The following is a 13,977-nucleotide window of genomic DNA, read 5'->3' on the forward strand; positions in this document are numbered from 1 at the left end:
AATAAGGTGGGGATTATTATACTACTCTGCAATTTCCTCATATAAAAAGTACGTTACATTATAAATATGTTCTACTTCATCGTCTGTCATAAACAGTAATTCGTCACGCTCAATCCCTTTCTTCTTTTCAATAAACTCAATCATGTTTTTGCGTTCTTCTCTTTTCATCAATTTTATTTCTCCTCTCAATCTGTTTTAATACAGTTTATTTAAGTTACTGCTATTATATAACAGAATCTTTAGAAAGTTCCACCTATTTTATTGTTTTTTTCAAAAGAACTTTTCGACAAAACAAGCCCACCTAAGGGGGCTTGTTTTATTTTATAGTCGTAAAAACTCAGGCTCCGTCGTACCGGCACCATCGATGTAATAAATTGTGTCGGGATTGATTTTTATCAATACGTAATTAGGGTCTTCAGGACCGAGTAACCAACGTTTTAAGCTATTATTCCAAAACTTGTTTTTTAATGTCGAGTCTTCCTCGATTGAAGCCAATCCTTCAACTTCAATATAATCTTCATCTAATTTTTTCCCTTCTCGTCCGAGTAGTACATGGACATTAGGATTGTGTTCAATATCTGTTATCTTTTTTGATTGTCGATCTGTTGCAACATACAGTACAAAATCTTCATGGAAAAACATCATAAAGGCGCTATGAGGTTTCTCATTTCGTACTGTAGATAATACACCAGTACGTTGACCTTGAATAATAGTTGCGATTTTTTCTTTTAAGTGCATAATTTTAACCCCTTTTCATAATTTATAATTCTGTCTGTTTAAACAAGATAATTTAAATATCTTTCATACTGTTTTCTTCAATCCGATTTTTTAAACGTAATTGTGATGAAATCGGACAAGTTAGGAGAAGAATAATAATAATATTGAGGAGAAATACATACGATGGAAGGGTGAAAAGCATGTTTAATAAAATATTTCTTATAGTAGCGCTTATAGGTGTACCACTGTCTGTACTTGGAAAAACACTTCATTGGCCAGAAACAATTATGTTCGCTGTGTATTGTATTACGATTATCGCATTAGCTGGTTTTATGGGGAGAGCAACAGAGAGTTTAGCAATTGTTTCTGGTCCTAGAATAGGCGGATTATTAAATGCTACTTTCGGTAATGCTGTTGAACTTATCATTTCAATTTTTGCACTTCAAGCAGGGTTAATTGAAGTGGTGTTAGCTTCTTTAACGGGTTCTGTACTTGGAAATTTATTATTAGTAGGAGGGTTATCCTTCTTTGTTGGAGGTCTTAAATACAAAAGACAAAGTTTTAATGTATACGATGCAAGGCATAATTCAGCTTTATTAATATTTGCTGTTGTCGTGGCCTTTGTTATTCCAGAGATCTTTTCAATGAAGATGGACGCTGGCAAGACGTATCAATTAAGTATAGGTGTTTCTATTATTATGATTATCATGTACCTTGCTGCATTACTATTTAAGTTAGTTACGCACCGTGGTGTATATCAACATAAAAGTGACGAAATAGCGCATGAAGAAGAGCCAGAGTGGTCGAAAGGGAAGGCACTCCTTATTTTAGCGATAGCAACACTGGCGGTAGCTTATGTATCAGAGGCGCTCGTGCATACTTTTGAAACTGTTGCAAAATCATTTGGTTGGTCAGAGTTATTTATAGGGGTTATTATCGTTGCAATTGTTGGAAATGCAGCGGAACATGCGTCTGCAATTATTATGGCTTATAAAAATAAAGTAAATATTGCAGTCGAAATTGCAATAGGCTCTACATTACAAATCGCCATGTTTGTTGCTCCTGTATTAGTATTGCTTTCTATGTTCTTTACGCAGAGAATGCCTTTAGTATTTACCATACCAGAACTTGTGTCTATGATTACAGCCGTTTTCTTAACGATTGCAATTTCAAATGATGGAGATACAAACTGGTTTGAAGGTGGCACTTTACTAGCGGCGTATGTCATTATGGGAATTGGTTTTTATTTATTATGAAAAATAGGCATAACAATTGTGCTCAGAGAAAACAATAAACAAAGTAGTATATATACCTTTACATAGGAAGGAGCCAGACAGGTGAAACGAGTATACAGCATATGTCTTTCAACTATGGTCTCGTTTATTTTATTATTTCCTAACATGAGTTTTGCAAAGACAACAGTAGGAACAAAAATGCCTTCATCTGTTTTAAATATTTCAAAAGACAATACATTTCCAAATGATGCGCAAGATTTGCCACGTTTACAGCCAAGTAAGTTTGCTCAAGAACTATTGAAAACAGCTAATATTAAAATTGAAAATCCAGACTTAATTCGGATGTTTAATGAAACGACAATTTCAAATGCGCCGCTTGCAGTGGGGTATCGGGCAAAAATTTATTTAGGTCAATGGGCTTTACATTATGAATCAGTAGACACATCGATTAATTGGGAATATAAACAAGTGAATCGAAATGTGTATGATAATCGCGGAGGAGACCGTTTATATCCACTTCGCTATAAGCAAGAAACACAAAAGACGGTTGAAGGTGATTTAACAGCAGATATGAAAGATGCTGCAGATGTGAAAAAAATGATGCTTCTCAAAGCACTTGAAAAAGTACAATTACCCCTTTCGTTTAAAACAACTATTGGTTATGGTACTGGACATGAGCGTGTGTATAATATTAGTCCGAGTCAACTCGGATATTTATACGCTTATACACCAGCAGTAAATGAAAAGGGAAAAGTAACATTTGGAGAAGTCTATCTTGTATTAAAGGGAAATCAAAAAAGACTTGTTGTGAAAAATATTACCTCTCAAGGAATTGGAGCGGCGATTCCAATTCATGATCATTTATTTTTTAAATTCATTTCTTCTTCTCACTCGCAATAACATGAAAAAACGTCAGCTTATAAGCTGACGTTTTTTATAATGTAATGTTTGCTGTTTTTGATAAGAAATCTTCTGTCGGATAGTAGCTGTTTTTTACAAGAACATTTGGTCCAAGACATTTTACTGCAGGACAGTGACAGCTTAATGATTTTGCTGTTTTTGAAGCACTCCATTTGTCGTATGCTTCTTGTAATGTGTTTGTTTGTATGTTTCCTAGAAGTGGAACATCACCAAAGTCCGTCACAATAATATTTCCATCGAAAATATTTACATTTAAACGAGAACGGCCATCTGGATCATTACGAACAGTGACATTTTTGCTTTCTTGTAATTTTTTAAATGTGGCAATGTCTCGCTCGTCATCGCTACAAGCATAGAAAGGTAAAGTTCCAAATAACATCCATACATTTTCATCGCGAATTTCTAGTAAATGCTCAATCGCATTACGAATTTCAGCTTTTGTTAAAATCTCTAGATTACTCGCGAAGTCACTTGGATACATTGGGTGAACTTCATGACGTTTACAGCCCATCTCTTCGACGATTTGGCGGTGAATATGTTCAATATGTGGTAGAGTTCTTTTGTTTAACATTGTTTCGGCCGATACAAGTACACCTGCATCTGATAGAGCCTTACTATTTGTAATCATTCTTTCGAATAATTTTGCACGTTGTTGGTAAGTAGGTTTACGCTCCATCATTGCAAATCCGCCTTCAACGAAGTCATCAATTGTTCCCCAGTTATGAGAGATATGCAACACGTCTAAATAAGGAATAATTTGTTCGTAACGTGCTAAATCTATAGTTAAGTTAGAGTTGATTTGAGTGCGAACGCCTCGTTCATGGGCGTATTTTAAGAGTGGTGTTACATAGTTGTCGACGGATTTTTTTGAAAGCATAGGTTCTCCGCCAGTAATACTTAAAGAACGTAAATGAGGAATCTCATCTAATCGTTTTAATAAAAGATCCATCGGAAGCGGATTTGGGTCTTTCGGCTGTAACGTGTAACCAACAGCGCAATGCTCACAGCGCATATTGCATAACGTCGTCGTTGTAAATTCAACATTTGTTAATAGTAGTTTGCCGTACTCTTCAAGGTCCATATACGCTTCCCATGGATCGTAAGAAGGAGTAATCGGCTTCATTTTTTGTGATATCGTCATATGAAATACTCCTTTGACTATTGAAATAACAATTTGTCCATTCTCTATAATAGAAGAATATGTGCTTTTTATAAAGTGAAACTTTTTAGCGTGAAAAGAGAGAGGGCTTACATTATAGTGGATGACTGTGACAAAATTGATGAAATTTCATGCCCATAGCAATCATTTTTGCGGTATAATAAAAGTAACTCGAATTAAAAGGAGAGTGCCTTCATGGGAAAAGCAATTCAAGATAAAGATACACAATTAGTATATTTAAAAGAGCGTTTAAATATGTTCATTGAAGTAATTGATACAATTGAACCTGAAGAAGTAGAATTAGAAGATGTAGATCGTCTTCTTGCAATGTTAGATGAATTAGAATTAAAATGTGAGCAATTTAAAAAAGACGAATAATATATTAAAAAGGCTGCCAATTCCAATTTGGTAGCCTTTTTCTGTGCGGATAATAGAAGGACGATAGAAAAAGAGGTATAATCAGGTTGTGAAAAATTTCATTTATGCTTTAATAGCGTGAAACAAATAAAAAGCTAAAGAGCATAAAAATGAAATTTTCAGCTCATAACGTTTTGGTAGCGTTCACAATTGAGGGGGAAGTAACAATGGAAAAGCTTCAAGAAAGCATGTATCAACTAATTGTTGAAACGTCAACGAACTTACCGAAAGATGTTCGTCGTGCGATTCAACAAGCGAAAGAGCGAGAAAATGCAGGGACTCGTTCTGCGATGGCACTTGGCACAATTACAAATAATATTAAAATGGCTGATGATAACATCTCACCGATTTGCCAAGATACAGGGATGCCAACGTTTAAAATTTATACACCAGTTGGTGTGAATCAATTAAAGTTGAAGGAAGCTATCTATAATGCGCTTGAGCGGGCGACAAAAGATGGTAAACTTCGTCCAAATTCTGTTGATTCTCTTTTTGGAGACAATAGTGGAAATAATTTAGGACCAGGTACACCGGTTATTAAGTTTGAACAATGGGAAAAAGATTATATTGATGCACGTTTAATCCTAAAAGGTGGTGGCTGTGAGAATAAAAATATTCAATATAGCTTACCGTGTGAACTAGAAGGACTTGGACGAGCTGGCCGTGATTTAGAAGGGATTCGTAAATGCCTTCTTCATGCAGTATACCAAGCACAAGGTCAAGGATGTAGTGCTGGTGTAATTGGTGTTGGTATCGGGGGAGACCGCACATCAGGTTATGAATTAGCAAAAAATCAATTATTCCGTACATTAGATGATGTCAATCCAGTACCAGAGTTACAACAACTTGAAGAGTACGTATTAGAAAATGCGAATAAGCTTGGCATTGGTACGATGGGATTTGGTGGAGAAACAACTTTACTTGGTTGTAAAATTGGCGTCTATAATCGTTTGCCAGCTAGTTTCTACGTATCTGTGGCGTATAATTGCTGGGCATATCGCCGCCTTGGTGTAACAATCCACCCTGAAACAGGTGAAATTATGGATTGGTTATATCAAGAAGGTGAAGATACACTTCAGCATGAAGCACAAGAAAAAACAGAGCAACGTGAGATCGTATTACAAGCGCCAATTACAGAAGAGCAAATTCGTGAACTTCGCGTTGGTGATGTTGTAACAATTAATGGCATGATGTATACAGGTCGTGACGCAATCCATAAGCATTTAATGGATAATGATTGTCCAGTAGATTTAAATGGACAAATTATTTACCACTGTGGTCCAGTTGTTGTGAAAGATGACAATGACAATTGGCAAATTAAAGCGGCAGGTCCAACGACAAGTATTCGTGAAGAACCGTACCAAGGCGATATTATGAAGAAATTTGGTATTCGCGCTGTTATTGGAAAAGGCGGTATGGGTGCGAAAACATTAGCGGCTTTAGAAGAACACGGCGGCGTGTACTTAAACGCAATTGGCGGTGCGGCGCAATATTATGCTGAATGTATTAAAGAAGTGAAAGATGTTGATTTCTTACAATTTGGTATTCCAGAAGCAATGTGGCATTTACGCATTGAAGGTTTTAAAGCAGTTGTAACGATGGACTCTCATGGTAATAGTTTACATGCAGATGTCGATAAAACATCACTTGAAAAATTAGCTAGCTTTAAAGAGCCGGTATTTAAATAAACAAAAATGCATCTCGAATCTTTCGAGATGCATTTTTTGGTATATATAGAAAAACATGCACAGCATGAAAGTAAGTAAGGAAACAGAAACTACAGGTACGATTATATATGGAAAGGAGACTATTTATGAAATATAAATGGTTATATATCGGTCTCATTTTTTCAATTATGATGGCACTTGTTCCAGTTTCAACATTGGCTTATACAAATACTCCACATAACTGGGGAATCCCGCGTCCTAAAAATGAAACAGTACCAGATGCAGGAAAGTTATATACAGATTTACTTCAAAAAAATGGCGGGTTTTATTTAGGAGATACGAAGAAAAAAGATATTTATTTAACATTTGATAATGGATATGAGAATGGATACACAGGGAAAATCTTAGATGTATTAAAAGAGAAAAAAGTACCAGCAACTTTCTTTGTAACGGGGCATTACATTAAAACACAAAAAGATTTATTGTTAAGAATGAAGGATGAAGGACACATTATTGGAAATCATTCTTGGAGTCATCCTGATTTTACAGCGGTAAATGATGAGAAACTTCGTGAAGAATTAACGAGTGTAACGGAAGAAATTAAAAAAGTAACTGGGCAAAAAGAAGTGAAATATGTACGTCCTCCGCGCGGCGTATTTAGTGAAAGAACGTTAGCTCTTACGAAAGAAATGGGCTACTATAATGTATTTTGGTCACTTGCATTTTTGGATTGGAAAGTGGATCAGCAAAGAGGATGGCAATATGCGCATAATAATGTTATGACGATGATTCACCCAGGATCTATTTTATTACTTCATGCAATATCAAAAGATAATGCAGAAGCACTTGCGAAAATCATTGATGATTTGCGCGAGAAAGGGTATCATTTTAAAAGTCTAGATGACTTAGTAAAAAGCAATCAACCGTAAGCGTGTATGCTTACGGTTTTCTCATGCTATAATGATGTGTAAAAAGGATGGGGAAACGTATGTGGAGCGAACATGTTACGTTAGAGTATCCGTATCATTTTGAAGAAGTATTAAAACGTTTATCTTTTGATCCTCTTAACGTCATTCAATTAGATGAGAAAGTCATTTATATCCCGCTTTGTATAGACGAGGAACAGGTTATTGTTCGCTTACAAGGGATTGGTACTGTACAAAATCCACAGTTTTGGATTTCTAGTCAGACAGGAAATCCGGAGAAAGTCATGAAACGAATGAGGACCATTTTTCATTGGAATGAACCGTTTCAAGATATACAAAATCATTTTTTAAACACATCATTACGTCCACTATTTGAAACATATGCTTATACTCCAATTATTTTAGAATTTGATTATTTTGCTTGTCTTCTTCGCTGTATCATTCACCAACAAATAAATTTGAAATTTGCTACTGTGTTAACAGAACAATTTGTGAAACGGTATGGAACAGAGAAGAACGGTGTATTCTTTTTCCCCACTCCGGAAATAGTAGCAAATATTTCAATAGAAGAATTGAGAGAGCAGAAGTTTAGTCAGCGAAAGGCTGAATATATAGTAGGATTAGGTCGAAGTATTGTCAGTGGTACATTAAATTTAGCGAGTATAGAAACCGGGACGGAAGAAGAGGTTGGGGCACAATTGTTGCCAATTAGGGGAATTGGTGCATGGACAGTGCAAAACTTTTTAATGTTTGGGCTTGGACGGAAAAATATGTTCCCGAAAGCGGATATTGGGATTCAGCGTGCAGTGCAAGGTATATTTCAATTAGATGATAAACCTGATGATGCATTTTTAGAAAAAGTGAAACAAGAGTGTGAACCATACTGCAGTTATGCAGCGTTATATTTATGGAAAAGTATAGAGTAGAGGTGTAATAATGATACAAAAGCAACATGAGAGTAAGTTGGAAGTTGGTCAAACGTTTCCTGTGACAATTAAACGTCTTGGGATTAACGGAGAAGGCGTTGGTTATTTTAAGAGACAAGTTGTTTTCATTCCAGGGGCATTACCAGGAGAAGAAGTTGTTGCAGAAACAACGAAAATTCAGCGTGGCTTCGCTGAAGCGAAAGTGAAAAAAGTTCGTAAAGCTTCACCGCATCGTGTGAAAGCACCGTGTCCAGTGTATGAGGAGTGTGGCGGTTGTCAGCTGCAACATTTAGATTATAAAGAACAATTGAATCAAAAGCGTGATATCGTTGTACAAGCATTTGAGAAGTACATGAAAAACAGCATGGAAGAGAAAATTCGTCCAACGCTTGGCATGGAAAATCCATGGCATTATCGTAATAAGAGTCAATTACAAGTGGGGCGTAAAGACGAAAAAGTTATTACAGGGCTATATAAACAAAACTCACATCAGTTAATTGATATCGCTCACTGTATGATTCAACATAAAGCAACAAATGAAGCGACAAAAGTTGTAAGACGTATATTAGAAAAGTTAAATGTTTCTATTTACAATGAGAAAAAACAAAAAGGTTTAGTACGCACAATTGTAACACGTACTGCAGTTCAAACAGGGGAAGTACAAGTTACACTTATTACAACAAAAGAAGAATTACCAAATAAAGAACAATTTATTGCAGAAGTACAAAAACAGATGCCAGCGGTTAAATCAATTATGCAAAATGTAAACTGGCGTAAAACATCTGTTATTTTTGGCGACAAAACATTTAAATTAGCTGGAAAAGAAGTAATTCAAGAAACACTTGGTGATTTATCATTCGAATTATCAGCACGTGCATTCTTCCAGTTGAATCCAGAACAAACTGTTGTTTTATATGATGAAGCGAAAAAAGCAGCTGCGTTAACAGGAAACGAGAAGATTGTGGATGCGTACTGTGGTGTTGGTACAATCGGTCTTTGGCTTGCGAACGATGCAGCGGAAGTACGTGGTATGGATGTAATTCCAGAAGCGATTGCAGATGCAAGGAAAAATGCGAAGCGTCACGGATTTACAAATACGAAATATGAAGCAGGTAAAGCTGAACAATGGTTACCGAAATGGGTAAAAGAAGGATGGCGTCCAGATGTAATTGTTGTCGATCCACCTCGTACAGGTTGCGATGATAAATTACTGGAAACAATTTTAAAAGTGAAACCAAAACAAGTTGTTTACGTATCATGTAATCCTTCTTCATTAGCACGTGATGTACAAGCATTAATGAAGAGTTATGAAGTGGAATATGTACAACCAGTTGATATGTTCCCACATACAGCCCATGTAGAAAATGTAGTGAAGCTTGTTAGAAAGTAAAGTGTATTCATATTCCCTCACGATATGAGGGAATATTTTCTATGAAGGAGAGTAAAATGAATAATTATAAATTAACGATTCAGTACGATGGTGCACGTTTTAAGGGATGGCAACGTCTCGGTAATAACGATAATACAATTCAAGGAAAAATCGAAAGTGTCATATCTGAAATGGTCGGAAAAGAAATTGAAATTATCGGTTGTAGTAGAACAGACGCGGGTGTACATGCTTTGAATCAAGTTGCTAACTTTCAAAGTGATGAGAAGTTAGTGGAACATAAAGTGAAAAAATATTTAAATCAATATTTACCCAATGATATTAGCATTACGAGTGTAGAAGAAGTACAAGATCGTTTCCATGCTCGTTACAATTCTAAAGCAAAAACATATCTTTATAAAATTTGGAATGAAGAGCATACAAATCCATTTATGCGTAAATACAGCATGCATGTGAATAAAAAATTAAATGTGAAAAGCATGAAAGAAGCTGCGAAACATTTAGTTGGTTCACATGACTTTACTGCTTTTTCAAATGCGAAATCAAAGAAAAAGTCTATGGTTCGAGAAGTATATACACTTGAAGTGATGGAAGAAGCAGGATTTGTACAAATTAGAGTAAGTGGTAACGGATTCCTTCATAACATGGTACGAAAAATTGTTGGAGCATTAATTGAAGTTGGATTAGGACAATTAGATGCGGACGCAATCCCAAATATTTTAGAGGAAAAACAACGTAATCAAATTAATTGTCTTGCTGAGGCGAGTGGGTTGTATTTAGAGAATGTTGAGTTTTAATGGCAAATAAAAAAATCGGGCTAAGTAGCTCGATTTTTTTAGTATTACGAAGATTTCTCGTTTTTTATACGTAGCTTCAAATTCCAAAAAGCAGCAAGCATAATAGCTGCAAAGGAGCCAAAAATTGTTCCTAATAGCTTTGCATAAGGAGAGCTGCTTACATCGGCATTAATGAATAACATCATACAGAGCATGGCAGGGAAAAAGTATAAGTATTGTAATAACTTTAATTTTTTATCATTACTCATATATATAGCCCCTTTCTAGCATGTTATATGTTTATTATAACATATTTTACCAAGTTGTTTTTGCACTTGGAGACATGTTCATTTCATATGTGTAAATGCAATTTTTTAATTCGATATTGTAAGTTTTGCCTACTTAATCCTAAAAATTTTGCAGCTTGTGAAATGTTGCCATGATTCTCTTTAAGAATTTGATTAATGTAGTTCTTTTCCATTTTTTCTATTGTGTGTTTTAAAGTTTTAGGTGCATCAGTATTGTGATTAGTTAGTGCATGCTGCATATTGAATTCTGTTTTTATTCGTTCACGAAAGCGAGTAGGCATATGAAATGCTGTAATGATGGTTTCATCTTCTATCAAGTTCATGGAACCTTCAATTATATGTTCCAACTCCCGTACGTTTCCAGGCCAATCGTATGCATAGAAAAATTCTCTTACATTTACATCTACATCGTTTACGTTGAGCCCAAATTGAGTATTATATTTTTCAATAAAGTGCTGAACAAGAGCTAGAATATCTTCTTTTCTTTCACGTAAAGGCGGAAGACATAAAGTAACGACGCTTAATCGGTAATATAAGTCTTCTCTTAATCGATTATGTGCGATGGCTTCGAAAGGATCTTCATTGATAGTTGCTATAATACGAACATCAATTTCTTTTTCGTGTGTGCCTCCGATTCTTCGTATTGTTTTTTCTTGTATAGCTCGTAGTAACTTCGCTTGAAGTGCTGGACTTAATGAGTTGATTTCATCTAATAACAAAGTTCCTCCGTTCGCTTCTTCAAATAAACCAGCTTTATCGATAGCTCCTGTAAATGCACCTCGGTTTGTACCGAATAATAAGCTTTCCATGAGTGTATCAGGTATAGCGGCACAGTTCTGTGAAATAAAGGGTTTTGTTGAACGCTGACTTTCATTATGGATGCTTTGTGCAAATAGTTCTTTCCCAGTGCCTGTTTCTCCTACTAGAAGTATGGAGGAAGATGTACGAATTACTCTTTTTCCTTCAGTAATGATTGATTGAATAGCTTCAGAATCACCAATTATGTGATCAAAGGTAAATTTAGTACTTTGTTTTCGAGAAGGGCCCATTCTTATTGTTTGCTTTAAGTTACTAATTTCTTTTGATATTTCAATAGCGCCTTTAATTTTTCCATTTTCTATTATAGGGAAAGTATCGTTAATCGTTGTAATTTCTTGTCCTTTATTGTTAAAATACGTTTGTTTTATATTTTTGTTTGTTTTTCCTAATTTTAATGCCTCTATAAGAGTACTATTTTTATTTTCTTCAAATGCAAATATTTCTAAAGGACTTTTATATAATACATCTGAGCGTTCCATTGATTCAATTTCTGTCATTTTGCGGTTATAGATAATCGTTTTACTTTCCTCATTAATAATATGAATACCGATATCGAGTTCATTGAGTAAAGTTTCATATAGCATGTTCATTTCAATGATCTGTTTAAAATTAATGTCTTCTGTACGCATAGATTATCTTCTCCTCATTTCACCCTATGAAGACTGACTTTTTATAATTTTATTAAAATTCTTATAAAATCGCAAAATTTTTTTGCTATTTTCCTTTTAAAACTTTTCAAATGATAGAAAAATTTTGCGGTTGTGCACGCTTTTTTGTGTAAAACTCTCATTTAATATATGAATTAGAGACTTGGTACGCATTTTGCATAAATAATATTTGAAATCTCTAGAGGGGAGAATATGAATTTTTACAGGATATACAACGTTTCGGTGTCAATTAATAAGAGGGAGGGATTTATAAAGTGAAGACAGTTATAGAAGGTGTGTATAGTCCTTGTTATGGAAAAGTAGAGAAGTTATTTGTTACGGAAAGTTCTTACGTATACGAGTGGGAGAAATTAGCGTTAATTGAAACGATAGATAAACAGAAAGTAGAAATTAAGATAGGAATCAGTGGTTATATTGAATCATTAGAAGTAGTAGAAGGACAAGCTATTGCTGATCAAAAGTTATTAATAACAGTAAGGGATGACCTTTTAGTAACAGGCAGTGATTAATGTAAGTGATGTGTATTTTTGCTCTTTTAAATCATTATTTTTACGGTGAAGAATTTTAAAAACGCTTACATTAAATGGATTGGCAAAGTGAAAAGGGGGGATTTATATGATGGATCAAAACCAAGGATTAAAAAGAGAATTGAAAAGCAGGCACATATTTATGATTGCACTTGGTGGAGTTATTGGTACAGGACTTTTTTTAGGATCAGGTTATACGATTCATGAAGCTGGACCTGGAGGAGCAATTGTAGCGTATCTTGTCGGTGGATTTGTAATGTATTTAACGATGCTCTGTCTTGGAGAGTTAGCGGTTGCGATGCCTGACGCAGGGTCTTATCAAACGTATGCGACAAAGCATATTTCTCCTGCAGCAGGTTATGTAGTGGGATGGATGTCGTGGTTAAACTGGTCTGCTACGATAGGTATTGAATTAATTGCAGTTAGTATTTTGATGAAACGTTGGTTTCCTGATGTACCGTCATGGATTTGGTGTGTAGTGTTCGCGGTACTGCTCTTTGCTATTAATGCGTTATCTTCAAGAAGTTTTGCGGAAGTGGAATTTTGGTTTGCAAGTATTAAAGTAATTACAATTATTGCATTTATTATTTTGGGCGGGGCAGCAATGTTTGGGTTTCTAGATATGAAAGGGAATGAACCAGCGCCAATGTTCTCTAGCTTTACTGATTATGGTGGATTGTTTCCAAATGGATTATCAGCCATTTTAATTACAATGATTGCAGTTAATTTTTCTTTCCAAGGAACAGAATTAGTTGGTATTGCAGCAGGTGAGAGTGAAAATCCAGAGAAAACGATCCCGAAGGCAATTAACAATACAGTTTGGCGTATACTTGTTTTCTTTGTACTATCTATTTTTATTCTTGCTGGACTATTCCCTTGGCAGCAAGCAGGAGTAATAGAAAGTCCATTCGTAGTTGTATTTGATAAAATTGGTATTCCTTATGCAGCAGATATTATAAATTTCGTTATTATTACAGCAGTACTATCCGTTGCGAATTCAGGATTATATGCAACTTCACGTATGCTATGGTCTATGTCTAATCAAGGAATGATTAGTCCAATTTTTGGAAAGTTATCTAAAAACGGTGTTCCTATTTATGCATTAATCGTAAGCACAATTGTAGGGTGTCTCTCACTACTATCAGGTATTTATGCGGAAGATACAGTTTATTTATGGCTGCTTTCTATCGCTGGGTTCGGAGCGATACTAGTTTGGGCATCTATTGCTTTATCAAATTTATTAGCTAGAAGGTCATATATGAAGCGGGGCGGGGATGTTAAGGACTTGAAATTTAAAACACCATTGTATCCATTTGTACCACTTCTTGCGTTAGTATTAAATTTAACAGTAATCGTTGGCATGGCCTTTATTCCAGAACAAAGAATGGCATTGTATTGTGGTATTCCATTTATGATGGTTTGTTTACTGTTTTATCGTGCTACAAGAAATAAGGGAAGTAATGTAGAGCATATTGAAAAGACAAATACAACGGAAGTAGAGAGTTTATAATAGTGATTAATTAG

15 protein-coding genes are annotated in these 13,977 nt (G+C 35.2%); 10 read left to right on the forward strand and 5 right to left on the reverse strand.

The annotated features are described in order from the left end of the window. Nucleotides 1-21 precede the first annotated feature (21 nt). Both MHI26_RS02325 and MHI26_RS02330 read right to left on the reverse strand, forming a co-directional pair. Nucleotides 22-168, reverse strand: coding sequence for a BH0509 family protein (locus MHI26_RS02325; RefSeq protein WP_000817786.1), 147 nt, complete (start codon nt 166-168; stop codon nt 22-24). Nucleotides 169-321: 153 nt separating this feature from the next. Then, entirely contained in the window at nt 322-738 is a 417-nt protein-coding gene (locus MHI26_RS02330) for a pyridoxamine 5'-phosphate oxidase family protein (RefSeq protein ID WP_000550217.1), read from the reverse strand. A gap of 179 nt (nt 739-917) precedes the next feature. Between MHI26_RS02330 and cax the strand changes: the two genes are divergently transcribed. Continuing rightward, nucleotides 918-1,973, forward strand: a complete 1,056-nt coding sequence (gene cax / locus MHI26_RS02335; RefSeq protein ID WP_000482132.1) for a calcium/proton exchanger — start codon at nt 918-920, stop codon at nt 1,971-1,973. An 81-nt stretch (nt 1,974-2,054) separates the two neighbouring features. Then, entirely contained in the window at nt 2,055-2,852 is a 798-nt protein-coding gene (locus MHI26_RS02340; protein ID WP_002083605.1) for a YfkD famly protein, read from the forward strand. 34 nt (nt 2,853-2,886) lie between these two features. Here MHI26_RS02340 and yfkAB read toward each other — a convergent pair whose 3' ends face one another. Further along, on the reverse strand, nt 2,887-4,014 hold the full coding sequence (gene yfkAB, locus MHI26_RS02345; protein WP_061666213.1) for a radical SAM/CxCxxxxC motif protein YfkAB: 1,128 nt from the start codon (nt 4,012-4,014) through the stop codon (nt 2,887-2,889). A 213-nt stretch (nt 4,015-4,227) separates the two neighbouring features. On the opposite strand from yfkAB, the gene MHI26_RS02350 reads away from it, so the two are divergent. The 6 genes from MHI26_RS02350 (at nt 4,228) to truA (ending at nt 10,152) form a co-directional block, all read left to right on the forward strand. After that, a complete protein-coding gene (locus MHI26_RS02350) occupies nt 4,228-4,410 on the forward strand; it encodes an SE1561 family protein (RefSeq protein WP_000513558.1) in 183 nt (60 codons plus the stop codon). A 206-nt stretch (nt 4,411-4,616) separates the two neighbouring features. Further along, complete coding sequence (gene fumA / locus MHI26_RS02355) at nt 4,617-6,137, forward strand: class I fumarate hydratase (protein WP_000413526.1); 1,521 nt, start codon at nt 4,617-4,619, stop codon at nt 6,135-6,137. 125 nt (nt 6,138-6,262) lie between these two features. Next, complete coding sequence (gene pdaA / locus MHI26_RS02360; RefSeq protein ID WP_000875970.1) at nt 6,263-7,045, forward strand: delta-lactam-biosynthetic de-N-acetylase; 783 nt, start codon at nt 6,263-6,265, stop codon at nt 7,043-7,045. Nucleotides 7,046-7,104: 59 nt separating this feature from the next. After that, nucleotides 7,105-7,968 (forward strand): DNA-3-methyladenine glycosylase family protein, encoded by an 864-nt coding sequence (locus MHI26_RS02365; RefSeq protein WP_000269417.1) that lies wholly within the window; start codon nt 7,105-7,107, stop codon nt 7,966-7,968. A 10-nt stretch (nt 7,969-7,978) separates the two neighbouring features. Next, on the forward strand, nt 7,979-9,358 hold the full coding sequence (gene rlmD, locus MHI26_RS02370) for a 23S rRNA (uracil(1939)-C(5))-methyltransferase RlmD (RefSeq protein ID WP_000615197.1): 1,380 nt from the start codon (nt 7,979-7,981) through the stop codon (nt 9,356-9,358). Nucleotides 9,359-9,414: 56 nt separating this feature from the next. Next, nucleotides 9,415-10,152 carry a tRNA pseudouridine(38-40) synthase TruA gene (gene truA / locus MHI26_RS02375; RefSeq protein ID WP_001067311.1) on the forward strand — a complete coding sequence of 246 codons (738 nt, stop codon included), beginning with the start codon at nt 9,415-9,417 and terminating at the stop codon, nt 10,150-10,152. A gap of 44 nt (nt 10,153-10,196) precedes the next feature. Here the strand turns inward: truA and MHI26_RS02380 are convergent, their stop codons facing one another. Beyond that, complete coding sequence (locus MHI26_RS02380) at nt 10,197-10,400, reverse strand: hypothetical protein (protein ID WP_000063861.1); 204 nt, start codon at nt 10,398-10,400, stop codon at nt 10,197-10,199. 83 nt (nt 10,401-10,483) lie between these two features. Continuing rightward, entirely contained in the window at nt 10,484-11,887 is a 1,404-nt protein-coding gene (locus MHI26_RS02385) for a sigma-54 interaction domain-containing protein (RefSeq protein WP_061666214.1), read from the reverse strand. A gap of 293 nt (nt 11,888-12,180) precedes the next feature. Here MHI26_RS02385 and MHI26_RS02390 point away from each other — a divergent pair, with 293 nt between their 5' ends. After that, a complete protein-coding gene (locus MHI26_RS02390) occupies nt 12,181-12,435 on the forward strand; it encodes a biotin/lipoyl-containing protein (RefSeq protein ID WP_000859489.1) in 255 nt (84 codons plus the stop codon). A 106-nt stretch (nt 12,436-12,541) separates the two neighbouring features. Then, nucleotides 12,542-13,963: an amino acid permease gene (locus MHI26_RS02395; protein ID WP_000969254.1), complete on the forward strand. Its 1,422-nt coding sequence runs from the start codon at nt 12,542-12,544 to the stop codon at nt 13,961-13,963. The last annotated feature ends 14 nt before the right edge of the window (nt 13,964-13,977 follow it).

The organism is Bacillus sp. FSL K6-1218 (assembly GCF_038006445.1).
Classification (GTDB): Bacteria; Bacillota; Bacilli; order Bacillales; family Bacillaceae_G; genus Bacillus_A; species Bacillus_A thuringiensis_S.

Excerpts from the sequence above, each read along its gene's own strand:
- MHI26_RS02325 (WP_000817786.1), bottom strand. The coding sequence starts at position 168 with ATGAAAAGAGAAGAACGCAAAAACATGATTGAGTTTATTGAAAAGAAG.
- MHI26_RS02330 (WP_000550217.1), bottom strand. The coding sequence starts at position 738 with ATGCACTTAAAAGAAAAAATCGCAACTATTATTCAAGGTCAACGTACT.
- cax (WP_000482132.1), top strand. The coding sequence starts at position 918 with ATGTTTAATAAAATATTTCTTATAGTAGCGCTTATAGGTGTACCACTG.
- yfkAB (WP_061666213.1), bottom strand. The coding sequence starts at position 4,014 with ATGACGATATCACAAAAAATGAAGCCGATTACTCCTTCTTACGATCCA.
- MHI26_RS02350 (WP_000513558.1), top strand. The coding sequence starts at position 4,228 with ATGGGAAAAGCAATTCAAGATAAAGATACACAATTAGTATATTTAAAA.
- fumA (WP_000413526.1), top strand. The coding sequence starts at position 4,617 with ATGGAAAAGCTTCAAGAAAGCATGTATCAACTAATTGTTGAAACGTCA.
- pdaA (WP_000875970.1), top strand. The coding sequence starts at position 6,263 with ATGAAATATAAATGGTTATATATCGGTCTCATTTTTTCAATTATGATG.
- MHI26_RS02365 (WP_000269417.1), top strand. The coding sequence starts at position 7,105 with ATGTGGAGCGAACATGTTACGTTAGAGTATCCGTATCATTTTGAAGAA.
- rlmD (WP_000615197.1), top strand. The coding sequence starts at position 7,979 with ATGATACAAAAGCAACATGAGAGTAAGTTGGAAGTTGGTCAAACGTTT.
- truA (WP_001067311.1), top strand. The coding sequence starts at position 9,415 with ATGAATAATTATAAATTAACGATTCAGTACGATGGTGCACGTTTTAAG.
- MHI26_RS02380 (WP_000063861.1), bottom strand. The coding sequence starts at position 10,400 with ATGAGTAATGATAAAAAATTAAAGTTATTACAATACTTATACTTTTTC.
- MHI26_RS02385 (WP_061666214.1), bottom strand. The coding sequence starts at position 11,887 with ATGCGTACAGAAGACATTAATTTTAAACAGATCATTGAAATGAACATG.
- MHI26_RS02395 (WP_000969254.1), top strand. The coding sequence starts at position 12,542 with ATGATGGATCAAAACCAAGGATTAAAAAGAGAATTGAAAAGCAGGCAC.